This is a genomic window from Tistrella sp., assembly GCF_002684955.1.
Classification (GTDB): domain Bacteria; phylum Pseudomonadota; class Alphaproteobacteria; order Tistrellales; family Tistrellaceae; genus Tistrella; species Tistrella mobilis.
The window spans coordinates 196,423-218,333 of record NZ_NYWI01000071.1 but is presented as its reverse complement, the minus strand read 5'-3'; the positions used below and the strand labels follow the sequence as shown (position 1 = coordinate 218,333).

The 21,911-nt window shown below is 68.5% G+C and carries 21 protein-coding genes; 9 read left to right on the top strand and 12 right to left on the bottom strand.

Annotated features, from left to right (window positions below):
* Positions 1-87 precede the first annotated feature (87 nt).
* The gene (locus tag CMO28_RS22575; protein WP_296717357.1) at positions 88-999 is read left to right on the top strand and encodes a methyltransferase domain-containing protein; all 912 of its coding nucleotides are present in this window, start codon (positions 88-90) and stop codon (positions 997-999) included.
* A 4-nt stretch (positions 1,000-1,003) separates the two neighbouring features.
* Here CMO28_RS22575 and mutT read toward each other — a convergent pair whose 3' ends face one another.
* The 3 genes from mutT to CMO28_RS22560 all read right to left on the bottom strand — a co-directional run bounded on the left by mutT (position 1,004) and on the right by CMO28_RS22560 (position 3,736).
* Positions 1,004-1,483: an 8-oxo-dGTP diphosphatase MutT gene (mutT, locus tag CMO28_RS22570; RefSeq protein WP_296717353.1), complete on the bottom strand. Its 480-nt coding sequence runs from the start codon at positions 1,481-1,483 to the stop codon at positions 1,004-1,006.
* 5 nt (positions 1,484-1,488) lie between these two features.
* Positions 1,489-2,727: a bifunctional glutamate N-acetyltransferase/amino-acid acetyltransferase ArgJ gene (argJ, locus tag CMO28_RS22565; protein WP_062761424.1), complete on the bottom strand. Its 1,239-nt coding sequence runs from the start codon at positions 2,725-2,727 to the stop codon at positions 1,489-1,491.
* 82 nt (positions 2,728-2,809) lie between these two features.
* Positions 2,810-3,736 (bottom strand): peptidylprolyl isomerase, encoded by a 927-nt coding sequence (locus tag CMO28_RS22560; RefSeq protein WP_296717350.1) that lies wholly within the window; start codon positions 3,734-3,736, stop codon positions 2,810-2,812.
* A 367-nt stretch (positions 3,737-4,103) separates the two neighbouring features.
* Between CMO28_RS22560 and secA the strand changes: the two genes are divergently transcribed.
* A complete protein-coding gene (gene secA, locus CMO28_RS22555; RefSeq protein WP_296717344.1) occupies positions 4,104-6,782 on the top strand; it encodes a preprotein translocase subunit SecA in 2,679 nt (892 codons plus the stop codon).
* A gap of 40 nt (positions 6,783-6,822) precedes the next feature.
* On the opposite strand, the gene CMO28_RS22550 is transcribed toward secA, so the two are convergent.
* The 4 genes from CMO28_RS22550 to CMO28_RS22535 all read right to left on the bottom strand — a co-directional run bounded on the left by CMO28_RS22550 (position 6,823) and on the right by CMO28_RS22535 (position 10,800).
* Positions 6,823-7,746 carry a DMT family transporter gene (locus CMO28_RS22550; protein WP_296717341.1) on the bottom strand — a complete coding sequence of 308 codons (924 nt, stop codon included), beginning with the start codon at positions 7,744-7,746 and terminating at the stop codon, positions 6,823-6,825.
* A gap of 98 nt (positions 7,747-7,844) precedes the next feature.
* The gene (locus CMO28_RS22545) at positions 7,845-8,681 is read right to left on the bottom strand and encodes a ChaN family lipoprotein (RefSeq protein ID WP_296717338.1); all 837 of its coding nucleotides are present in this window, start codon (positions 8,679-8,681) and stop codon (positions 7,845-7,847) included.
* Positions 8,678-9,631, bottom strand: coding sequence for an acetyl-CoA carboxylase carboxyltransferase subunit alpha (locus CMO28_RS22540; protein ID WP_014743870.1), 954 nt, complete (start codon positions 9,629-9,631; stop codon positions 8,678-8,680). Before CMO28_RS22540 ends, CMO28_RS22545 begins: the two co-directional genes overlap by 4 nt.
* Positions 9,632-9,816: 185 nt before the next feature.
* Positions 9,817-10,800, bottom strand: coding sequence for an HpcH/HpaI aldolase/citrate lyase family protein (locus CMO28_RS22535; protein ID WP_014743869.1), 984 nt, complete (start codon positions 10,798-10,800; stop codon positions 9,817-9,819).
* A 168-nt stretch (positions 10,801-10,968) separates the two neighbouring features.
* Here CMO28_RS22535 and CMO28_RS22530 point away from each other — a divergent pair, with 168 nt between their 5' ends.
* Positions 10,969-11,742 (top strand): IclR family transcriptional regulator, encoded by a 774-nt coding sequence (locus tag CMO28_RS22530; protein WP_296717333.1) that lies wholly within the window; start codon positions 10,969-10,971, stop codon positions 11,740-11,742.
* On the opposite strand, the gene CMO28_RS22525 is transcribed toward CMO28_RS22530, so the two are convergent.
* Genes CMO28_RS22525 through CMO28_RS22515 form a run of 3 tightly spaced genes read right to left on the bottom strand, consistent with a single transcriptional unit; the run spans position 11,739 to position 14,740 of the window.
* Positions 11,739-12,695 carry a tyrosine recombinase gene (locus tag CMO28_RS22525; RefSeq protein ID WP_296717330.1) on the bottom strand — a complete coding sequence of 319 codons (957 nt, stop codon included), beginning with the start codon at positions 12,693-12,695 and terminating at the stop codon, positions 11,739-11,741. The genes CMO28_RS22530 and CMO28_RS22525 overlap by 4 nt on opposite strands.
* Positions 12,688-14,574 (bottom strand): hypothetical protein, encoded by a 1,887-nt coding sequence (locus tag CMO28_RS22520; RefSeq protein WP_296717327.1) that lies wholly within the window; start codon positions 14,572-14,574, stop codon positions 12,688-12,690. Before CMO28_RS22520 ends, CMO28_RS22525 begins: the two co-directional genes overlap by 8 nt.
* A 31-nt stretch (positions 14,575-14,605) precedes the next feature.
* On the bottom strand, positions 14,606-14,740 hold the full coding sequence (locus CMO28_RS22515; RefSeq protein WP_014743865.1) for a hypothetical protein: 135 nt from the start codon (positions 14,738-14,740) through the stop codon (positions 14,606-14,608).
* Positions 14,741-15,109: 369 nt separating this feature from the next.
* Here CMO28_RS22515 and CMO28_RS22510 point away from each other — a divergent pair, with 369 nt between their 5' ends.
* From CMO28_RS22510 to CMO28_RS22490, 5 genes are all read left to right on the top strand, one after another.
* Positions 15,110-15,664 (top strand): shikimate kinase, encoded by a 555-nt coding sequence (locus CMO28_RS22510; RefSeq protein ID WP_062761173.1) that lies wholly within the window; start codon positions 15,110-15,112, stop codon positions 15,662-15,664.
* Between the two features lie 70 nt (positions 15,665-15,734).
* Positions 15,735-16,964 carry a 3-dehydroquinate synthase gene (gene aroB, locus CMO28_RS22505; protein ID WP_296717319.1) on the top strand — a complete coding sequence of 410 codons (1,230 nt, stop codon included), beginning with the start codon at positions 15,735-15,737 and terminating at the stop codon, positions 16,962-16,964.
* A gap of 39 nt (positions 16,965-17,003) precedes the next feature.
* Positions 17,004-18,317: an HlyC/CorC family transporter gene (locus tag CMO28_RS22500; RefSeq protein WP_296717316.1), complete on the top strand. Its 1,314-nt coding sequence runs from the start codon at positions 17,004-17,006 to the stop codon at positions 18,315-18,317.
* The gene (locus CMO28_RS22495; protein ID WP_014743861.1) at positions 18,314-19,213 is read left to right on the top strand and encodes an AEC family transporter; all 900 of its coding nucleotides are present in this window, start codon (positions 18,314-18,316) and stop codon (positions 19,211-19,213) included. Before CMO28_RS22500 ends, CMO28_RS22495 begins: the two co-directional genes overlap by 4 nt.
* A gap of 160 nt (positions 19,214-19,373) precedes the next feature.
* Complete coding sequence (locus CMO28_RS22490) at positions 19,374-20,009, top strand: DUF2889 domain-containing protein (protein ID WP_296717310.1); 636 nt, start codon at positions 19,374-19,376, stop codon at positions 20,007-20,009.
* On the opposite strand, the gene CMO28_RS22485 is transcribed toward CMO28_RS22490, so the two are convergent.
* A complete protein-coding gene (locus CMO28_RS22485; protein WP_062761138.1) occupies positions 19,972-20,358 on the bottom strand; it encodes a ribbon-helix-helix domain-containing protein in 387 nt (128 codons plus the stop codon). The two genes, CMO28_RS22490 and CMO28_RS22485, sit on opposite strands and share 38 nt — an antisense overlap.
* A 167-nt stretch (positions 20,359-20,525) precedes the next feature.
* Entirely contained in the window at positions 20,526-20,804 is a 279-nt protein-coding gene (locus CMO28_RS22480; RefSeq protein ID WP_062761140.1) for a BolA family protein, read from the bottom strand.
* A gap of 567 nt (positions 20,805-21,371) precedes the next feature.
* Between CMO28_RS22480 and CMO28_RS22475 the strand changes: the two genes are divergently transcribed.
* Entirely contained in the window at positions 21,372-21,740 is a 369-nt protein-coding gene (locus tag CMO28_RS22475; RefSeq protein ID WP_014743857.1) for a helix-turn-helix domain-containing protein, read from the top strand.
* The last annotated feature ends 171 nt before the right edge of the window (positions 21,741-21,911 follow it).

Genomic DNA, 21,911 nt, shown 5'->3' with positions numbered 1-21,911 from the left:
GCGATCATGATGGCCGGGACATGCGCGTGCAAGTCTCATCCGGTACGGGCTGTTGCCGCAGGCGGCCGGCCGTGCCATATAGCGGCCATGACCGATCCCATCCGCCTGTTCGACCGTGCGCTCCTGCGCCGCCGGCGCGATCGCGCCGCCCGCGCCGGCGGCGATCACGGCTTCCTGCTTCGTGAAGTCGCCGAGCGTCTGGCCGAACGGCTGGACGACGTGCTGCGGGATTTCCCGCGGGCGCTGATGATCGGCTCCCGCGATGGTGCCAGCCGCGACATCTTCCAGGGCCGGCGGGGTATCGAAACCCTGATCGGACTGGACCTGTCCCCGGCCATGGCCGCTGCCGATGCGGGGCCCGTGGTGGTGGCGGATGAAGAACTGCTGCCGATTGCCGACGGCTCGATGGATCTGGTGCTGGGCCTGTTCTCGCTGCACTGGACCAATGATCTGCCGGGCGCGCTGATCCAGATCGAGCGGTCGCTGAAGCCCGACGGGCTGTTTCTGGGCGCGATCGCCGGCGGTTCCAGCCTGAAGGAGCTGCGCGAGGCGCTGACCGCGGCCGAGATCGAGATCGACGGCGGGCTGTCGCCCCGGGTCTCGCCCTTTGCCGAGCTGCGCGATGCGGCCGGGCTGATGCAGCGGGCGGGCTTTCAGCTGCCGGTGGTCGATGTCGACACCATCACACTGACCTATGCCCATCCGCTGAAGCTTCTGGCCGAGCTGCGGATGATCGGCGCCACCAACGTGCTCCACGATCGTCGTCGCGCGCCGCTGAAGCGGGCGACCCTGATGCGGGCGATGGAGATCTATGTGGAGCGCTTCGCCCGCCCCGATGGGCGGGTGCCGGCGACACTGGATCTGATCCACCTCGCCGGCTGGAAGAAGGCAGCGGGCCAGCCGCAGCCGCGCCGCCGCGGCACCGCCGATACGGCAATGAGCGACATGCTGGCGCGGTTGAGGGCAGAGGTGCCGGGCCAAAAAGGCGACGTGAGCTGAGGCGTCAGCCGCCGATCATGTCGCGGAGCATCGCGATCAGCGGCAGATCGGCCGGCGGCATCGGATAGTCCCGCAGCTTCGAGATCCGCACCCAGGCGAGTTCCTGGCCTTCGCGCGGGGTGGGGGTACCGCGCCATTGCCGGCAGACATAGACCGGCATCAGCAGGTGGAAATCCGGATAGGCGTGGCTCGCGAACGTGGCCGGCGCCAGACACGAGGTGCTGGTGTCGATACCCAGCTCCTCGTGCAGCTCGCGCACCAGCGCCGCCTCGGGCCGCTCTCCCGGGGCCACCTTGCCGCCGGGAAACTCCCAAAGCCCGGCCATCGCCTTGCCTTCGGGGCGTTTGGCGATCAGCACCCGGTTGTCGACATCGAGAAGTGCGACCGCCACAACCAGGAGCAGCTTCGCCGGACCGGCCGGCAAGGCCGGTGCCGCGGCACAGCCATAGAGTTCCTCGTCACCGGCCGTGTCGGTCGCCGCCATGCCGCTCAGCTCCGGTAGTCGGCATTGATGTCGATATAGCCGTGGGTCAGGTCGCAGGTCCAGACCGTAGCCACGCCCTCGCCCACACCGACATCGACCGCGATGTCGATCTCCTGCCCCTTCATATAGCCGGCGACATAGGCCTTCTCGTCATAATCGGGATGAACCGCGCCGTTCTCGGCGACCAGCACGCCGCCGATATGAATGCGCAGCCGGTCCTCGGCCACCCGTTCACCCGACCGGCCGAGCGCCGCCACGATGCGACCCCAATTGGCGTCGGAACCGGCAATGGCGGTCTTGACCAGGGGCGAGTTGGCGACGGTCAGGCCGATGCGGCGGGCGGCGCCGTCATCCTCGGCGCCGGTGATCTTGAGGGTGACGAACTTGGTCGCCCCCTCGCCGTCGCGCACCACCTGACGGGCCAGATCCGACAGCACGGCTTCCAGCGCCTCGGCGAAGGCCGCACCGTCGGCATCCTCTTCGGCCAGCAAGGGGTTGCCCGCAGCGCCGGTCGCGAACAGCATCACGCAGTCATTGGTCGAGGTGTCGCCATCGACCGTGATGGCGTTGAACGAGCGATCGACGCCGCGGGCAAGCAGGCGCTGCGCCAGCGTCGCGCCGATCGCGGCATCGGTGAAGACGAAGCCCAGCATGGTCGCCATGTTGGGGGCGATCATGCCCGAGCCTTTGGCGAAGCCCACCACGGTGACGCTGCGGCCGCCGATGGTGACGGTGGCCGAGGCCCCCTTCGGGAAGGTGTCGGTGGTCATGATCGACTTCGCGGCCGGCGCCCAGGCATCGGCCGCATCGCTGGCCCGGCCCGACAGATCGGCCATCATGTCGACGATCGGCTTCGGGTCGAGCGGCACGCCGATCACACCGGTCGAGGCCACGAAGACCTCTTCGCGGGCACAACCCAGGACGGCTGCGGCACCGTCGACCTCGGCTGCAACCGCACGGGCGCCGGTCGGGCCGGTGAAGGCATTGGCATTGCCGGCATTCACCACCAGCGCCCGGGCACGGCCGCCGGCCAGCGCCGTTTCGCACCAGCGCACCGGTGCTGCACGGGTGGCCGAGGTGGTGAAGCACCCGGCCACGACCGTGCCGGGGGCGAATTCCGCCCAGAGCAGGTCGTCGCGGCCCTTGTAGCGCAGACCGGTCATGCCGGTGGCGAGACGGACCCCCGCAACCTGGGGCAGATCGGGGAAGGCGGCAGGGGCCAGCGGCGACGTCTTGGCGCTCATGGGCAATCTCTCCGGACGGTATGACGGCGGAGGATGATGTCATCCCCCGCCGTGTGGATCGGCAGACTGAAGATGGCGCGCGTCAGCCCTGGGGCTTCGCGGCCGGGGTCTGGGAGGCGGGCGCCTCGGATGCGGGCGCTCCGGCGGCCGGGGCGGCAGCCGCGGGGGCCGCTTCCTCGACGCGCTCGATCTTCGCATCCTTGCGCAGCGCCTCGAGCGTCTGATCGACGGTCTTGCGCTGCAGCTCCATCTCCAGCTCCTGCTTCTTCTCGTCGAAGGCGGGAACCGGCTGCTTGCGGCGCTCTTCCAGCTTGATCACGTGCCAGCCGAACTGGGTCTGGACCGGATCCGAAATCTCGCCGGGCTTCATCGCGAAGGCCGCATCGGCGAAGGGCTTCACCATCCGGTCGGCGGTGAAGAAGCCCAGATCGCCACCATTGGCGGCACCGGGATCCGTCGACTTCTCGGACGCGAGCTTGGCGAAATCCGCACCCTTGTCGAGCTCGGCCTTGATCGCCTTGGCTTCGTCTTCGGTCGCCACCAGGATATGGCGGGCGTGGACCTCGTCCTCGGGCTGGAAGTCCTTCTTGAAGGCCTCATACTCGGCCTTCAGCGCATCCTCGGTGACCGCGTCGTCGATCAGCTTGGTCAGATAGGATTCGGTCAGCACCCGGTCGGCGGCACGCTGGATGCGGGTCTTGACCTCGGCATCCTCTTCCAGACCCTGCTTGCGGGCGGCTTCGACCATCAGCCGGCTGCTGATCACATTGTCGAGCAGCGTATCGTAAAGCTGCGCAAAGGGCAGCGAACGGTAGGGCGGCGGCAGGGTTTCGTACGCCGCGACCACGTCCGAGCGATGGATCTCGGCCCCGTCGACGAGGGCAACCACCGGATCGTCGGCTGCGGGCTTCGCCTCTTCAGCGCGCAGCGCCGAAACATGGGTGACCGAGGCGAGAAGCAGGGCGGCGAGGGCGGCGGTGATCGGCCGGCGCGCGCTGCGGATGAGCATGCGGACAGTCTCCCTAAGGGTCGGTCGGGGCGCGGGGATCGGGCAGAGGTCGCCGGCCCGTCAGGACGCCTGCCGACGACTTCGCCGCCAGCAGATCAGGACGCTCATGATGCACAGGCCCACGCTGATCACAAGTGCCGAAAACCCATGACCTTGCAAGCGTGCAGCGCCATCGGCGGCGAAGCGCGGGCCGGGAACCCCGCGTGATTGACAGGGCACCCACGACCCCTTATTTGAGGAACGTCCGTGGAGGCGGGTTCCGCTCGCATCCATGGTCTGTCGCGCGCATGATGACGTCGCCGTCCGCACCCCGCATGCTCCGGTCCGGACGGTCTCGCGTGTTTCGTGGAGCAGGTCAGGGGATTACATGTTCGGCGCTCTTGCCCGGCGGGTTTTCGGAACCGCCAACGATCGGACGGTGAAGTCGCTCCAGCGGGCGGTGCAGGCCATCAACGCCAAGGAGCCCGAGGTTCAGGCCCTCGACGATGAGGCGCTGCGCGCACGCACCGACCAGTTCCGCGAGCGTCTCGCCAAGGGTGAGACGCTCGACTCCATTCTGGTGGACGCTTTTGCAACCGTGCGCGAGGCCGCGCGGCGGGTTCTGGGTCAGCGGCATTTCGACGTCCAGCTGATCGGCGGCATGGTTCTGCACCAGGGCAAGATCGCCGAGATGAAGACCGGCGAAGGCAAGACCCTGGTCTCGACGCTCGCCGCCTATCTGAACGCGATCGAGGGCAAGGGCGTCCACGTCGTGACGGTGAACGATTATCTGGCCCGGCGCGACTCGCACTGGATGGGTCAGGTCCATCGTTTCCTCGGCCTGACGGTCGGCGTGATCCTGCCCGGCATGGACGATCATTCCCGCCGCCTCGCCTATGCCGCGGACATCACCTACGGTACCAATAACGAGTTCGGCTTCGACTATCTGCGCGACAACATGAAGTACGGTCTGGAGCAGATGGTCCAGCGGCCGTTCAACTTCGCGGTCGTGGACGAGGTCGACAGCATCCTGATCGACGAAGCGCGCACGCCGCTGATCATCTCGGGCCCCACCGAGGACAATTCCGACCTGTACCGCCTGGTCGACACCTTCATCCCCGGCCTGGGCGAGGAAGATTTCGAGAAGGACGAGAAGCAGCGCACGGTGATCCTGACCGAAGCCGGCCAGGAGCGGATCGAGAACGGGCTGCGCGAGGCCGGGCTGATCCAGGGCGGGCTCTACGACGTCGAGAACGTCGCCATCGTCCATCACGTGAACCAGGCGCTGCGCGCCCACAAGCTGTTCACCCGCGACGTGGACTACATCGTCAAGGATGACAAGGTCATCATCATCGACGAGTTCACCGGCCGCATGATGGACGGACGCCGCTATTCCGAAGGGCTGCATCAGGCCCTCGAGGCGAAGGAGCGGGTGACGATCCAGAACGAGAACCAGACGCTCGCTTCGATCACCTTCCAGAACTATTTCCGCCTCTACCCGAAGCTGTCGGGCATGACCGGCACGGCGCTGACCGAAGCGGGCGAGTTCGGCGAGATCTACAAGCTCGAAGTCGTCGCCATCCCGACCAACCGGCCGGTGCAGCGCAAGGATGCCGACGACGAGGTCTACCGGACCGAGCGCGAGAAGATCCAGGCGATCGTCACCGAGGTGAAGCAGGCCTCGGCCAAGGGCCAGCCGGTGCTGATCGGCACGGTCTCGATTGAGAAGTCCGAGCTGATCTCGCGGCTGTTCACCGAGGCGGGCGTGCCCCACCAGGTGCTGAATGCCCGCTATCACGAGCAGGAAGCCCAGATCGTCGCCCAGGCAGGCAGGCCGGGTGCCGTGACCATCGCGACCAACATGGCCGGTCGCGGTACGGACATTCAGCTCGGCGGCAATCTGGAGATGCGGGTGGAGGTCGAACTGGCCGACGTCACCGACGAGGCCGAGCGTGCTCGCCGCACCGCCGAGATCGCAGCCCAGCTTGAAGAGGCCAAGGCGAAGGTGATGGCGGCCGGTGGCCTCTACGTCATCGGCTCGGAGCGCCATGAAAGCCGGCGCATCGACAACCAGCTCCGCGGCCGCTCGGGACGTCAGGGCGATCCGGGTGCCTCGAAATTCTTCGTCTCGCTCGAAGACGACCTGATGCGCATCTTCGGCTCGGAGCGCATCGACGGCATGCTGAAGCGCCTGGGTCTGGAAGAGGGTGAGGCGATCACCCATCCCTGGATCAACAAGGCGCTTGAAAAGGCCCAGCAGAAGGTCGAAGCCCGCAATTTCGACATCCGCAAGAACCTGCTGCGCTATGACGACGTGATGAACGACCAGCGCAAGGTCGTCTACGAGCAGCGTCGCGAGATGATGAATGCCGAGCGCGTCGACGACACCGTGCTGTCGATGCGCCACGAGGTCATCGGCGAGATCGTCTCGGAATACGCGCCCGAGAAGTCGTATCCCGAGCAGTGGAATGTGGACGAGTTGGCCGAACGCTGCCGCAAGGTGCTGGCGGTCGAGCTGCCGATCAAGGACTGGGCAGCCGAGGAAGGCATCGACCCCGACATTCTGCGCGAGCGGATCACCGAGGCGTCGGACGCGGTGATGGCGCAGAAGATCGAGGCCTATGGCGCCGAGACCATGCACCGGGTCGAGAAGAGCCTGCTGCTCCAGATCATCGACCACCATTGGAAGGAGCATCTGCTCCAGCTGGACTATCTCCGCCAGGGCATCGTGCTGCGCGCCTATGCGCAGAAGGATCCGCTGAACGAGTACAAGCGCGAGGCCTTCTCGCTGTTCGAGGCGATGCTCGATCGCATGCGCGAGACCGTGACCCAGGTGCTGTCGCATCTGGAGATCCGCATGGCCGGCACCCCCCAGCCGCAGGACGCCGAGCGGCCGATGCAGCCGACCACCGAGAGCCTGCCGGGCCCCGCCGCCGTGACCGATGCCCCGGGCGAGGACGCGCCGCCGGAGGCCCTGCCCGCCGGCTGGGAGCGCACGCCCCGCAACAGCAACTGCCCCTGCGGCTCCGGCAAGAAGTTCAAGCACTGCCACGGCCGGCTGGTCTGAGACCAGCCCGCCTGCGACGCCCCGCCGGACGCCCGCAGCATCAGCGATGCCGCGGGCGTTTGCGTTGAAAGAGCCGCCCGTCCACCATGGCGAGGCCGAGCGCGACCAGCGCCAGCCCGACCGGCATGACCGGGGCGACGACCTCTCCCAGCACCACGGCCCCCGCCAGAATGGCGATCATCGGCATCAGCAGGGTGACGAGCAGCAGATTGGCTGGCCCTGCCAGCGCCAGCAGGCGGAAATAGACCGGATAGGCCGCAGCGGTCCCGATCAGGGCGACGGCGGGAATGGCAATCCGGGCGGCGCTACCGGCAGCGGCGAGATCGGCGACCGGCGTTTCGATCATCATGGCTGCCGGCACCAGCACCAGAGTGGCGGCGGCAACCATACCCAGGGCGGCAACCGCCGGCGCCAGCGCCCCCAGTCCGCTGCGTCGCGCATGCGCGGCGGCCAGTGCGTAGGAGAGTGCCGCCAGCACGCCGGCAGCAACCCCCGCCGGATCGGCGCCGGCAGCGCCGTCCCAGGGCCGCACCGCAAGCGCCACGCCGGCAATGCCGCACAGGATGCCGCCCAGCCGCTGACGCCCCCGCGCCTCGATCAGACCGAACAGCGGGGCGACCAGGATGGTGAGGAAAGGGGTGGTGGCATTGACCGTCGCCGCCATGCCGCTGGTCATTCGGGTCTGGGCCCAGGCGGTGAGGGCGAAGGGCAGAACGTTGTTGAGCAGCCCCATCACGATCAGCGCGCCGATCGGCAGGTCACGGCGACGGAGCCTGCGGAGCGCGGGCAGGGCCAGCAGGACAAGCACCGGCAGCGCCAGGCCCACCCGCAACGCTGCAACGGTCACCGGCCCGACCTCGCGCACCGCGACGCCGACAAAGAGAAAAGATCCGCCCCAGAGGCTGGCGAGGGTGAGCAGCAGCACCCAGGCCCTGCCATCGAGTGTGGAGGAAGCGGAGGGCATGGGGAACACCTCGGCGATGGTTAAAACCACCGCAAGATGTCACCCGCAATCGCGACCGCCGCCATCCGCGGGCGGACGGCACATCCGACAGAGCCGGATCAGGCGTCGAAGCGCCAGACCGCGTCCGCCGCGCCCGGCACGAGGGCAAACGGGTCCTCTGCAGATCCGGTCATCAGAACCGCGGTGTCATGGATGCCGAGATCGGCCAGCTGATGGGGCGTGCCGTTGCCGAAGGCCATATGGCCACGCCCGATGATGCCGAGCACCACCGCCGGCGGTTCCGCATCCGTCAGGGCCCGCGTTATGCCGCAGGCGAAGGCCCGGTCCCAGACCTGCTGGGCCATGACGAAGCGATCGAAGCGCCGGGCGGCTTCGGGATCCCCGGCCGGATCGGCCATGGCACGACCGGTCATGGCGGCGAGCTGGCGCCGATAGGCGTCGGAGGCCGGTGCCGGACGGGAAATGCCTTCGGCCGCGGCGCGCTCTGCCGCGGCATCCCATCCCTCGCGCCCCACCTGCCGCACCAGATCGCGGGGACAGTTGAGCGCCAGCATCCGGACACCCGGCCGGCGGCAGAAGCGGATCAGCGGCAGATAGAGTTCCGGATCGAACCCCCAGACCGCCTTCCAGTCTACGGCATCAAGAAACGCTTCCAGGCTGGAGATCGCGCCGCGAGTCCAGGCATCAAGTACCGGCTGGACGCGGGTGGGAAACATCTCGAATCCCACCGCCATCCGGCCGGCGCGATCACAGCCATGGCGATCGTGGAGCAGGCGGGCGACATAGGCCTGCCAGTGATGGATGGCGGCATCGTCATGACGCTCCCCGGCAAGCACCACCCTCCCCCGCCCGATCCGGTCGAGCAGGGTGGCTTCGCCCAGCGGCGCGCCGGTCGCGGGATCGACCCAGTCGCCGGGGACCAGACGCGTGCTCAATCGAGATCGCGGCCCATGGCGATGAACTTGTCGCGGCGCAGATTGCGCAGCTCGTCGCCGCTCTTCGTCTCCAGATCGGCAAGCGCCGCCTCGATCGCACGGCCGACGGTGGCCATGGCCGCGGCCGGGTCGCGATGGGCACCGCCCATCGGCTCGTCGATGATCTGGTCGATCAGCTTCAGGCGGAACAGATCCTGTGCGGTGAGCTTCAGCGCCTCGGCGGCATCCTTGGCATTCTCGCCCGAGCGCCAGAGGATCGAGGCGCAGCCCTCGGGGCTGATCACCGAATAGATCGAATGCTCCAGCATCATGACCTTGTTGGCGGCCGCAAGCGCGATCGCCCCGCCACTGCCGCCCTCGCCGATCACCACAGCAATCGCCGGCACCCGCAGATCCAGGCCGACCTCGATCGAGCGGGCAATCGCCTCTGCCTGGCCGCGCTCTTCGGCACCGACACCCGGATAGGCACCGGCGGTATCGACGAAGGTCACCACCGGCAGGCCGAAGCGGTCGGCCATGCGCATCAGGCGCTGGGCCTTGCGATAGCCCTCGGGGCGGGCCATGCCGAAATTGTGGCGCACGCGGCTTTCGACGTCATGGCCCTTTTCCTGGCCGATGACCATCACCGCCCGCTCGCCGATCCGGCCGAGGCCGCCGATCACCGCCTGATCCTCGCCGAAAACCCGGTCACCCGCCAGCGGGGTGAAATCGGTCACCAGCGCCTTGAGGTAGTGGCTGAAATGCGGTCGCTCCGGATGGCGGGCAACCTGGGTCTTCTGCCAGGGCGAGAGCTTGGCATAGATCTGGCGCAGCAGCCGGTCGACCTTGGTCTCGAGCTTGCCGACCTCCTCGACGATATTGACCCCGGTCTCGCCCGACAGGTGGCGAAGTTCCTTGATCTTCCCCTCGAGTTCCGCGATCGGCTTCTCGAAATCCAGGAAATGGTTCATGGAGGGCTCTCGGCTGATGGCTGGGACGTCGCGGCCATACATGCCCCCTCGAAACCGGGGCGGCAAGGGTTGAGACGGCCGGAAATGACGGTTTTCCCGATGTCGGGCCGCACCTTAGCCCAAAAAAAACGGCGGTGCCAGATCCGGCACCGCCGCAGAAGCCCGGCCCCGGGGCCGGCAGAGGCTCAGCGCCCGGCGATCTGGTCGGCCTTGGCGACGATGCCCTGGGCCTGGCGGATCGAGGCGATGTCGATCAGCTTGCCGTCGAGGGTGACCGCACCGCGGCCTTCCTTCTGGGCCTGCTCCATCGCTTCCAGGATACGGCGGGCCTTGGTGACGTCCTTCTCCGACGGCGACATCACCTCGTTGGCGATGTCGACCTGCGACGGATGGATCGCCCACTTGCCCTCGCAGCCGAGCGCCGCCGACCGCAGCGCCTGGGCACGATAGCCGTCCGGGTCCGAGATGTCGCCGAAGGGGCCGTCGATCGGGCGCAGACCATTGGCACGGGCGGCGACGACCATGCGCGACAGGGCGTAATGCCACTGATCGCCCCAGTGATAATCGCGCTTGCCCGAAGCATCGGCCTCGGTCAGCACGCCATATTCGGCGTTGGCGCCGCCGATATTGGTGGTGCGGGCACGGGTCGAGGCAGAGTAGTCGGCCACGCCGAAATGCAGCGACTCGAGGCGCGGGCTGGCCTTGGCGATCTCGTTGATGTTCGCCATGCCGAGCGCGGTCTCGATGATCAGCTCGAAACCGATGCGGTGCTTGATGCCCTTGGCCTGCTCGATCTGGGTAACCAGCATGTCCAGCGCATAGACGTCGCCGGCGGTGCCGATCTTCGGGATCATGATCAGGTCGAGGTTGTGGCCTGCCTGCTCCACCACATCGACGACGTCACGATACATGTAATGCGTATCGAGGCCGTTGATGCGCACGCTCATCGTCTTGCCGTTGCCGCGCCAGTCGATGTCGTTCAGGGCCTGGATGACGTTCTTGCGCGCCTGCTCCTTGTCGTCCGGCGCCACGGCATCTTCCAGATCGAGGAAGATCACGTCCGAGGGGCCCTTGGCCGCCTTCTCGAAGAATTTCGGGCTCGAACCCGGCACGGCGAGTTCGCTGCGGTTGAGGCGCGGGGTCGCCTCCTTGACGATCGTGAAGCTCATGGGTCTCGCTCTCCGGATGTTCATGTCCGGGCGCCCGGCTTTTGAGAGGGGAGAAACGCCGCGCCCGTTGTCGCGGTGCACCATAACAAAGCCCCCGACCACTCGCAAGAAAATGGAAGACCTTTCCATTCTATGGAAAACGCCGCGGAAGCATGTTATGGCTAGCCCATGACCACGCCCCCTTCTTCCACCTCGGCCGCAGGCACCCCTTCGGCACCGGGCCCCGACGGCGCCGGTACCGCCGGCGGCGTGCAGGCCGTGTTGCGCGCGCTGGACCTGATGGCGGTGCTCACCGCGATGCCCGACGGCATCGGCCTGTCGGATGCAGCACGCCGTGCGGGTCTTGCCGCCTCCACAGCCCACCGGCTGCTGAACACGCTGGCCAATCGCGGCTGGGCGCGGTTCGACAGCGGCACCGGCCTCTGGCAGGTCGGTCCCGAAGCCTTCGTCACCGGCCAGGCCTTCGATCCCGCCCGCCATCTGGTCCAGACCGCCCGGCCGGTGATGCAGCGGCTGATGGAGCGGTCGGGGGAGACCGTGAACCTCGCGATCCGTTCGGATGACCGGATGCTCTATCTGGCCCAGGTCGAATGTGCCGAGATGATGCGCGCCTTCGCCCGGCCGGGCGCGCGGGTGCCGATGGTCTCGACCGGCGTCGGCAAGGCCCTGCTCGCGGCCGGTTCCCTCCCCGCCCCCGCCGGGACGGAGACGATCGCGCCGGAGCTGGACCGGATCCGAAGCCAGGGCTGGGCGCTCGACGACGAGGAACAGTCGGTGGGCCTGCGCTGCGTGGCCGCGGCCGTCCCGGCCGGCCGTGCCGGCGGAAGCCCCCGGGCCGCCATCTCGATCAGCGGGCCGACGGCGCGCATCTCGGACGACCGGCTGGCCCTGCTGGGGCGCATGGTCGGCGACGCGGCCGCAGAAATCGGGCGGGCGCTCTAGCCGGCCAGGTCGGCGGTCGACAGCGGATGCGCCCGTTCGATCGCCCGGCGCAGATCGGCATCCAGCACATGGGTATAGATCTGGGTGGTGGGGATGTCGGCATGGCCGAGCAGCTGCTGCACCACCCGGAGGTCGGCCCCGCCCGACAGCAGATGGCTTGCGAAAGCATGGCGAAGCACATGGGGGGAGACCCGCGCCGGATCCAGCCCGGCCCCAAGCGCCAGAAGCTTCAGCAGCTGCCCCACCCGCTGACGGGTGAGATGGCCTTCTGCGGCACGTGACGGGAACAGAAAACCCTGGGCCGTGCGGTCCGGCGGCAGGAAGCTGCCCCGCACCTCCAGATAGGCCCGTGCCGCCGCCCTGGCCGGCGCGCCGAGCGGCACCAGCCGGTCGCGGCCGCCCTTGCCGCGCACCATCAGCACCTGCGGATCGCGGGCGAGCGCCGCCGCCGGCAGGGTAACCAGCTCCGTGACCCGCAGGCCCGAGGCATAAAGCAGTTCCACGATCGCCGCCAGCCGGCGACCGTCGGGGCCGGGCATGGCATGGGCCGCCGCGATCAGCCGGTCGACCTCGTCTTCCGACAGCAGTTTGGGCAGCGGCCGGCGCCGGCGCGGCGCATCCAGCCGGTCGGTCGGCTGATCGGGACGGCGGCCCTCGCTCGCCAGAAAACGGAAAAAGCGGCGCAGGGCCGACAGCCGCCGTGCCTGGGTCTCGGCCGTCAGCCCGCGCGCCTCCAGCACCGCCAGATAGCGGGCAAGCGCATCGGCCGCGGCGGCGACCAGCCCGCCATCCGCACTCAAGACCCGGGCGGCGTCGTCCAGATCCGTGGCATAGGCGACGAGGGTGTTGTCGGCAAGCCCACCCTCTGCCCCCAGCATTTCAAGGAAGGCCTCGATCGCGCGCCGGTCGGCAGGCAGCGGCTCGGGTGGCGGCACCTCCGATGTCTCAGACACCCGGCGCCAGCCCCGAAACCACGCCGGCCGCGATCATCATCTCGACCGCAAGCCGGCGGGACTCGTCGTCGAAACCCGCAAGGCGGAAACCTTCCAGTGCCGTGGCAAGGCCGATCGCGCCGATCTCGGGCCGGGCTTCAAGCAGAACCAGCGACAGCGCCGCCGTCTCCCCCAGCCGGCCGGCATCGGCCGCCGCCCGGAGGGCGAACCAGACGGCCGGCACCGGTGCCACGGCATCCTCTACGGCTGGCGCCGCCGGATCGGGAGATGGCAGGGCCTCGGGGGAGAACAGGCCGATCGCGGCGGTCGCCACTTCCCGCGCCGGCCCGGCAAGCCCGGCGAGCCAGGTGCCGATATCCACCGTGCGCGCCTCGCGGCCGAGCACCGCCGATGGCTCCTGAAAGGCGACGAGAGACAGCGCCGTCAGCTCCGGATCGGCCGCGATCGCCGTGCTCAGCGCGTCCGGGCGGTTTTCCGGAACCCCCAGCATCGCCGCAGCGGCATCGACCGCCCCGCCGGCGATCGCGATCCGCGCGGCCATGATGCGGCTGTCCGGGTCGAGCCCGCGAATGGCCGCAGGGTCCAGCAGCGGCGCCACGGCCGCGGCAGCGGTCGCCGTCAGCAGCGGGTCGGCCTCTGCCGCCGCCTTGACCAGGGTGGCGACGCCATAGAGCCGCGCACCCGGATTGCGTTCGGCGGCCGCCGTTGCGAACAGCCGTGCCCGGCGCCGCTCGGGCCGGGATTCGCCCGCCCGGCCGTTGCCCGACAGGGCGGCACTGCGCTCGGCCGCCGCTGCCGCCAACCAGGCACCGGCCAGACGTTCACCGGCGAGCAAGCCGCGCGTGGCGGCCGCTTCGGCCAGCACCAGGCGATGGAACGGCGTGATCGCGCCGCTCATCACCAGCCGCGACAGCCCGGCGTCATTCAGGCCGGCGGCAAACTCGGTCACGGCGTCGGCCGTCGCCTCCGGCTCGATACCCCGCCGGGCAAGCACCGCCAGATCGGCCGCCGTCAGGACCGCCGGATCCAGACCGTCGATCGCAACCGGCCCGGGGGCGGCGGCCGCACGGGCGATCACACCTGCAACCGGCTGTCCGGTCGACACCAGTTCGGCCGTGGCCGTGCCGTCGGCAGCCGCAAACAGACGGCAGGCCAGAACATCCGCTGCGGCGGGTGCAGCCTCCGTCCCCGTGGCCGTACCCGAGGGCCCGGGAAGGGCCGCGGCACAGGCACGCTGTTCTTCGCCCGACAGGAACAGAGCATCGGAGGATGGCCGACGGCCGGCCTCGTCGGCCACGTCGACCGCGGCCGCAGGGTCGCCCAGCATGAGCAGCGCCGTCGCCCGACGATCGGCAAAGGCGCCGGCATCCTCTCCGGCCGGCGCCGGACCGTCGGTCGCGAGCAGATCGCGCAGCATCTCGCGCGCCGTCGGCCAGGGTGCGGTACCGCCAAGCGCCGCAAGGGCGGCATCGATCCGTGCCGCCGTACTGCCCTGCCAGAGATCTGCCGGCACATCCTCTGCATCCGATGCCGCCGCCTCGTCCTCCGTCACCTGAGGCGGGGGCGGGGGTGGAGGAGGCGGCGGCGGCGGAGGAGGCGGCGGCGGCGGAGGAGGCGGCGGTGCCGGCCGCAGCTGATCGGGCGTCACCTGGATCCGCGGTGCCGTCGGTGGCGGCGGCGGCGGCGTCAGGCGCGGCGCCGGCTGGACAGGCGGACGGACCTGAACCCCCGGCGCCGGAACGACGGAGCGCGGCCGCGGCTCTTCCGCCTGCGGCTCGTCAGGCACAAGCCGGAGAGGCTGGGCCATGGCCGAGGCGGAGGCCGCCGCCAGCACCAGCGCCAGCACGACACCGAGCGGCCGCCCGGCCGATGCGCTCACCGGCGGGCGTCGTCGTGTCGGATCGCTCCGGTCAGCGGAGCAGTTTGTCATTGGGCACGACCTTCTCGACCGTGCGCACCGGCGCCGGCATGTCGAAGGTCATGAGGAAGGCCCCGCCGCCCAGAACGGCAACGAGGAGAATGATCAGGATAAAGCGGATCAGCACGCCTGCGCCTCGCATCGGGGGTTCGCAACTGCCGGAAACATCGGTGGTCCTCCGGCCTGCACGATTGCCGCGACTGCCGGACCTGTGCTTTATTTCTGGCCGGGTCGGGCGCCGTCGCCCGAAGCCTATCGGTTCGGTCGGATGGTTTCAACGGTTGCGCACCGCACCATTCGCCGCACGCCGGTCTGTCGCTCCCGTTCCAGGGGCTGCGGCACCGGGCCCGCATCCGGGGGACGGCCCCGCCACAGCAGAGTCCGGTTCACCGCTTTGACCGACGACGACCAGCCATCCGCCATCGACAGCCCGATATCGGCAGACGACGCCGCCGGCGATGATGCGACAGGAACCGCCCCGGCCTTTGATCGCCGGATGATCGACCGCTCCATCGTCCTGGTCGGGTTGATGGGCGTGGGCAAGAGCAGTGTCGGCCGCAGGCTCGCCCAGCGTCTCGGCATCGATTTCGTCGACGCCGACACCGAGATCGAAAAAGCCGCCGGCCTGCCGGTGCCCGAGATTTTCCGCCTGTATGGCGAGGCCGAATTCCGGCGCGGAGAGCGCAGGGTGCTCGCCCGCCTTCTGGAAGAGCGCCCGCGGGTGATCGCAACCGGCGGCGGCGCCTTCATGGACCCTGAAACCCGTGCCGCCATCGCCCGCGACGGCATCTCGGTCTGGCTGAAGGCCGAACTGCCGGTGATTGCCCGCCGCGTGCTCAAGCGCCGCCACACCCGGCCGCTGATCGCCGAAGGCGATGCCATGGCGACACTGGAACGGCTGATCAGAGAACGCCACCCGGTCTATGCCGAGGCCGATCTGACGGTGGAGAGTACCGAGGCCCCGCATGAAGTAGCGGTGGATGCGATCATCTCGGCCCTTGCCGCCGAATGGCCCGCTCTTTCCGCAACCCGCCCGCGGCGGCCGGCATGACGCCCCGTCGCCCCGGTTCTCCTCGCCCGCCCTGCCCCGTTCCCGCGCCCGCTCCGGAGCCCGCCAGACGATGACCGCCCAGACCGCCACGCCCCTCCCCGACACCAGAAACCGGCTGTCCGATGACGGGGAGCTGGTGACCCTGCCCGGCGTCGCGGCTCCCGCGCGGCGGGTCCGGGTGCCGCTGGATGATCGCGCCTACGACATTCTGGTCGGCGACGGCCTGCTGCCGGTGACCGGCCGGCTGATCCGCGAGACCATGGGCGTGCGCCGGGCAGCTGTGGTGACCGACGAGACCGTAGCCGGCCATCATCTGGCCGTGCTGTCCCGCGCGCTCGATGATGCCGGGATCGCCCATGGCACCATCATCCTGCCGCCGGGCGAGGGCACCAAGCGCTTCGGGTCGCTGGAGACCCTGCTCGACGGCCTGCTCGCCTCGGGCATCGAACGCGGCCAGCCGGTGATCGCCCTCGGCGGCGGTGTCGTCGGCGATCTTGCCGGTTTCGCGGCCGCGGTGCTGCGGCGCGGCACCCGCTTCGTTCAGGTGCCGACCACCCTGCTCGCCCAGGTCGACAGCTCGGTCGGCGGCAAGACCGGCATCAACACCAGCCATGGCAAGAACCTGGTCGGCGCCTTCCACCAGCCCGGGCTGGTGGTCGCCGATACCGGCCTTCTGTCCACCCTGCCGCGGCGGGAACTGCTGGCCGGCTATGCCGAAGTGGTCAAATACGGTGCCATCGACGACGCCCCGTTTTTCGACTGGCTGGAACGGCGCGGGGCCGAGGTGATTGCAGGCGCCGGATCGGCGCGCGACCAGGCCGTGGCGCGCTCCTGCGCCGCCAAGGCCCGGATCGTGGCCGCCGACGAGACCGAGACCGGCCAGCGCGCGCTCCTGAACCTGGGTCATACCTTCGGCCATGCCTTCGAAGCGATGGCCGGCTATGACGGCCGTCTGCTTCATGGTGAAGGGGGGGCCATCGGCATGGTCGCCGCCTTCCGCCTGTCGGTGCGGCGCGGCCTGTGCCCGATGGCCGATCTGGAGCGGCTGACCGCCCATCTGGCGGCGGTCGGCCTGCCGACCCGCCCGCAGGATGTGGCCGGCGTCGACTGGACCGTGGACGGGCTGATGGCCCCCATCGCCCAGGACAAGAAGGCCCGCGAAGGCCGGGTCCGCTACATCCTGGCCCGCGGCATCGGCCGCTCGTTCATTGCCGATGATGTCGCCCCTGCCGAAGTGGCCGCCCTGCTCGACGATATCCTGGCCGGTCGCCCCGAGGGCCCGGCCGTTCCCGCCGGCTGATACCGGCCCAATCCGATCGGGAGAGAGACCCGCCCGCCGATGCCTGCCGAACTCTGGCTGTCCCTGCTCGCCATCCTTGTCCTGATCGCCGCGTCTGCCTTCTTCTCCGGCAGCGAGACGGCCCTGACCGCCGCCTCCCGTACCCGCATGCACCAGCGTGCATCCGACGGCGATGTCCGGGCACAGAGGGTCGAAAAGCTGACCGCCAACCGGGAACGGCTGATCGGCTCCATCCTGCTCGGCAACAACGCCGTCAACATCCTCTCCTCCTCGATCGCGACCAGCGTGCTGATCGGGCTCTTCGGCGATGCCGGTGTCGCAATGGCGACCCTGGGCATGACCCTGCTGCTGCTGATCTTTGCCGAGATCCTGCCCAAGACGGTTGCGCTGCACCAGCCGGACCGGGTGGCACTGGCTCTCTCGGGCCCGCTCGCCCTGGTCGTCCGGATCCTTGGGCCGTTTTCGAAGGTGATCGGCCTGATCGTGCGCGGTGTGGCATGGGTGATCGGCATCAAGCTCGAAGGCGACCGGCTGATGGTCTCGGCCGACGACCTGCGCGGCGCCATCCGCCTCTATGACGACCCGGAAGCCACGGCGGCCGAAACCCGCAACGAGAAGGAGATGCTGGCGAGCATCCTGGATCTCGGCGATCTGACGGTGGGCGAGATCATGATCCACCGCCGGCAGATGGCCATGATCGATGCTGACCAGCCGCCCGCCGCGATCCTGGCCCAGGTCACCACCAGCCCGCACACCCGGCTGCCGATGTGGCAGGGCGATCCCGACAACGTCATCGGCGTGCTTCATGCCAAGGATATGCTGCGGGCACTGACCGAGGCGGGCGGCGATGTGGAGAAGATCGACGTGCCGGGGCTTGCCCGCACACCCTGGTTCATCCCCGACAGCACCACGCTGCACGATCAGCTCCATGCCTTCCGTCAGCGTCATGCCCATTTTGCCCTCGTGATCGATGAATACGGCACGATCCAGGGGCTGGTGACGCTGGAGGACATCCTCGAGGAAATCGTCGGCGAGATCGTCGACGAGCACGACATTGCCGTCGAAGGTCTGGAGCATCAGGCCGATGGCGGGGTTCTGGCCGACGGCACCGTCACGATCCGCGATCTCAACCGCGAAACCGGCTGGCGCCTGCCGGATGACGAGGCGACCACCATCGCCGGCCTGGTCATCCACGAGGCCAAGGCGATCCCCGAGGTCGGCCAGCGCTTCCGCATCGCCGGGATCGAGGCCGAAGTGCTCCGCCGTCACCGCAACCGGGTGACCAAGCTGCGCCTCTCGCCCATCGGAGATCGCGCCCAGGCGGGCGCCCTCCACGACGCCGGTCGGTCATGATCGGCGAGTTGATCACCATCATCGCCCCGATCCTGGTTTGTGCCGCCATCGGCTTTTCCTGGATCCGGGTGTTCCGGCAGCCCTATGACACCGGCATGATCACCAATCTGGTGACCAATATCGGTGTCCCCTGCCTGATCTTTTCCAACCTGACCAACGGCCAGGTCGCACCCGGTGCCTTCGGCGAATTCGCGCTCGCCGCCGCCTCGACCATGGTCATGATGGGGTTCATCGCCTGGCCGATCCTGCGGGCGGCCGGCCTGCCCTGGCGGACCTGGCTGACGCCGATCATCTACGGCAATGCCGGCAATATGGGCCTGCCGCTCTGCCTCTTCGCCTTCGGGCCCGAGGGGCTGGGCTATGCCATCGGCTATTTCGCGGTCTCGGCCGTCAGCCAGTTCACGATCGGCGCCTGGGTACTGTCGGGCGAACCGGCCGGGCGCTTCATCCTGCGCCAGCCCGCCCCCTGGTCGGTGGTTGCAGCACTGATCTTCGTGCTTGGCGGGATCCCGGTCCCGAAATTCCTGAGCAACACCACCCATCTCATCGGCGGTTTCACCATTCCGCTGATGCTGATCACGCTGGGCGTCAGCCTGGCCCGGATGAAGGCGGTGCGGCCGCTGGGCACGCTGGGGCTGGCCCTGCTGCGCAGCCTGGGCGGCTTCGTGGTCGCCCTGTTCCTCGGCCTGGTGGTCTTCCGCTTCGAAGGCGTGGAACTGGGTGTCCTGCTGGTCGAGGCCTCGATGCCGGTGGCCGTGTTCAACTACCTCTTCGCCCAGCGCTACGACCGTTCCCCGGCCGAGGTGGCCTCGCTGGTGGTGACGTCCACCCTGCTGATTTTCCTGCTGCTGCCCGGGCTGCTGTGGGTGGCGCTGCATCTGGCCGGCATGAATTGACGGCTGACGACCAGGTCTGGTCGTCCATGCTGCACCGCAGATGACGACAGCGCGGTCGCCGCGTATAGTATCCTGATCGAAATTGGATCGAACGTTCGTCTCAGATGCGAGGCACGGCCCCGGCCCTGCGCCGCGGCCGGACCGAGGAGAAGCCTGCCCCATGCCCCTGTCCCAGCCGGTGAACCGCCGCCACATCCACACCCGCCAGATCGACCTCCGCGGCTATGAGCGCGAAGACGGGCTGTGGGACATCGAGGCACATCTGACCGACGTGAAGACCTACCCGATCGAAAACCGGTGGCGCGGCCAGATCGACCCGGGCACGCCGATCCACGACATGTGGATCCGGCTGACCATCGATATCGGCTTCGAGATCAAGACGATCGAGGCGGTGATGGACCACACCCCCTATTCGATCTGCGGCGACGTCGCCATCAATTTCCAGCGCCTGGTCGGGCTGAAGATTGCCCCGGGCTGGACCAAGGCCATCCGCCAGCGGGTCGGCGGCGTGCATGGCTGCACGCATCTGGTCGAGATGATGCGCCCGCTGGGGACCGTTGCCTTCCAGACGCTCTACCCGGCCCTGGAACGCCGCCGGCGCGAGGCCAATGATCGCGTCGCCGCCATGGCCGACACCGAGCCGATGGCCCGCACCGGAACAAACGATACGGCGCCGGCCGCTCTGCCGCCGCGACCGGCACCGAAACCGCCTGCACACCTGAATACCTGTCACGCCCTGGCAGCGGACGGAGAGGTCGTCAGGCAGCATTATCCTGAGTGGTATACGGGCGGCTGACCGGCGCCATCGGCCGACCGTCGCCACCGCGCGCAGCCGCCAGACGCTCCAGACGCCGCTGCACCGCCGTCCGGTCCGCACGACCCGGCCGCATCGCCTTGCCGTGACCGGCTCGGGCATGGCCCTGCTCGGTCGACGCCGCCCGGTAGTAGTTCATGATGAACACCCGGATGGCGGCGGTCAGCGTCGATTCGCGCCGGGTCGAGTTGACCATGGTGGCCAGCTCGTGGATCCGGCAGCCCTCACGCTGGCAGATCTCGGTCAGCGCGTCCCACATATCCGCCTCGAGACGGATGCTGGTGCGGCGCCCTTCGACGACGACGTTGCGGTTGATAAGTGAACTGGACATCGTGCCTATCGCCCCCCTTAGGTCCCCGGCCCCTCCGGCCGGACATATCCCCGACGACACCTTTACGCGAAAATTGGTCGATCTTTTTATTTAAGGTTGTATTAGCACAACCGCGGCGCGTTTCAAAGGGCAATCGCATGCCGGTCGCATCCGGCAGCGGTTGCCCGTCAGCTCTGCGCCACCTCAGCCGGCGTGCGGGTGATGAGCGCCAAGGCGTGAACCCGTTCCGCCAGCTCGTCGGACAGCACGTCATAGACCCGGCGCTGACGCGTCACGCGGGTCAGACCATCAAAGGCAGCGGCCACGATCTCGACGCGGAAATGTGTTTCGCCGCCGGGCTGATGGCCTGCATGGCCGGCATGCCGGTCGCTTTCGTCGGTGATCACCAGCCGCTCCGGCGCGAAGGCCGCCGTCAGCTTGGTCTCGATCCGATCTCTGATGGTCATGTCGGCACAGGCCTCCGCATTCTCAAGGTCATATCCCGATGATACTGCAATTCCCGTCACCGCGCGCGGTCCAGGCGATCCATCAAGACTGATGCGCGTACCAGGGCCGCGTCGCTTCACGCATAAGTATCATACCGGGACAACCTGTGTCATTTTGGCACAAGCGTTTCACGATCAAACAGGGACAGGAACACAGCCGCACAGCGAATGCCCCGCCGAAGCATAGGATGGGAAACCCTTTTCTCCCAGAGTGGACACCTCGGGAACCCGATCCACCGGCAAACGTTAAGCGCACATTAACCGCATCCCTGATGATCCTGGCGCGCGCGCCGGAAAACCGGCCCGGACCGCGCGTTTCCAGTCGCACATCATACCACTGGAACGCAAGCGGGTCTTGCGCAGCGGTTCTTGGCACACCGCTTGCTTGTAATCGGGCGGAGCAGGGGCGACCAGCCGGGAACACGGAACCGCACCCAGGCCGACACCATGGACGAACTGCGGACGAGGCGGAACGCTCCCCCCGTCAATCTTCTGACCAACACCCTGATCAAAGAGGGATCCCTCCCCATGAAGACCACCAAGAGCCGGGCCCAGGAAGTCGATCGTTACGTCGGTGCGCGGATCCGCGAGCGCCGCATCATGCTGGGCCTGACCCAGCAGCAGCTGGCTGACATGATCGGCGTGACCTACCAGCAGGCCCACAAGTACGAGCGCGGTATCAACCGCATCGCCGCCGGCCGTCTCTACGATATCGCGCAGGCCCTGGGCGTCACCATCTCCTACTTCTTCGAGGGCCTCGAGCAGGGCGGTCAGGTTGAGATGACCCCGCGTCAGCGCATGTGCCTGGAGCTGGCCCGCAACTTCTCGATGATCCAGAACGGCAAGCACCAGGAAGCGCTGAGCACTCTTGCCCGCAGCCTGGCCGACGCCTCCTGATTCCGCCCAAGGCCGACACGGGCGCCCCCGGCGCCCGGTGCGGATCCGGAACGCCCGCGTGACCGCCCGAATGGCCGGTCGCGCGGGCGTTCGGCGTCAAGAAGGGGCGCTTGCGTATTTTTCAACCCGGCCGGCATGGTCCGACCACTTGCCGCACCGCACCCCGTGACG

Excerpts from the sequence above, each read along its gene's own strand:
- CMO28_RS22575 (WP_296717357.1), top strand. The coding sequence starts at position 88 with ATGACCGATCCCATCCGCCTGTTCGACCGTGCGCTCCTGCGCCGCCGG.
- mutT (WP_296717353.1), bottom strand. The coding sequence starts at position 1,483 with ATGGCGGCGACCGACACGGCCGGTGACGAGGAACTCTATGGCTGTGCC.
- argJ (WP_062761424.1), bottom strand. The coding sequence starts at position 2,727 with ATGAGCGCCAAGACGTCGCCGCTGGCCCCTGCCGCCTTCCCCGATCTG.
- CMO28_RS22560 (WP_296717350.1), bottom strand. The coding sequence starts at position 3,736 with ATGCTCATCCGCAGCGCGCGCCGGCCGATCACCGCCGCCCTCGCCGCC.
- secA (WP_296717344.1), top strand. The coding sequence starts at position 4,104 with ATGTTCGGCGCTCTTGCCCGGCGGGTTTTCGGAACCGCCAACGATCGG.
- CMO28_RS22550 (WP_296717341.1), bottom strand. The coding sequence starts at position 7,746 with ATGCCCTCCGCTTCCTCCACACTCGATGGCAGGGCCTGGGTGCTGCTG.
- CMO28_RS22540 (WP_014743870.1), bottom strand. The coding sequence starts at position 9,631 with ATGAACCATTTCCTGGATTTCGAGAAGCCGATCGCGGAACTCGAGGGG.
- CMO28_RS22535 (WP_014743869.1), bottom strand. The coding sequence starts at position 10,800 with ATGAGCTTCACGATCGTCAAGGAGGCGACCCCGCGCCTCAACCGCAGC.
- CMO28_RS22530 (WP_296717333.1), top strand. The coding sequence starts at position 10,969 with ATGACCACGCCCCCTTCTTCCACCTCGGCCGCAGGCACCCCTTCGGCA.
- CMO28_RS22510 (WP_062761173.1), top strand. The coding sequence starts at position 15,110 with ATGATCGACCGCTCCATCGTCCTGGTCGGGTTGATGGGCGTGGGCAAG.
- aroB (WP_296717319.1), top strand. The coding sequence starts at position 15,735 with ATGACCGCCCAGACCGCCACGCCCCTCCCCGACACCAGAAACCGGCTG.
- CMO28_RS22500 (WP_296717316.1), top strand. The coding sequence starts at position 17,004 with ATGCCTGCCGAACTCTGGCTGTCCCTGCTCGCCATCCTTGTCCTGATC.
- CMO28_RS22495 (WP_014743861.1), top strand. The coding sequence starts at position 18,314 with ATGATCGGCGAGTTGATCACCATCATCGCCCCGATCCTGGTTTGTGCC.
- CMO28_RS22490 (WP_296717310.1), top strand. The coding sequence starts at position 19,374 with ATGCCCCTGTCCCAGCCGGTGAACCGCCGCCACATCCACACCCGCCAG.
- CMO28_RS22485 (WP_062761138.1), bottom strand. The coding sequence starts at position 20,358 with ATGTCCAGTTCACTTATCAACCGCAACGTCGTCGTCGAAGGGCGCCGC.
- CMO28_RS22480 (WP_062761140.1), bottom strand. The coding sequence starts at position 20,804 with ATGACCATCAGAGATCGGATCGAGACCAAGCTGACGGCGGCCTTCGCG.
- CMO28_RS22475 (WP_014743857.1), top strand. The coding sequence starts at position 21,372 with ATGAAGACCACCAAGAGCCGGGCCCAGGAAGTCGATCGTTACGTCGGT.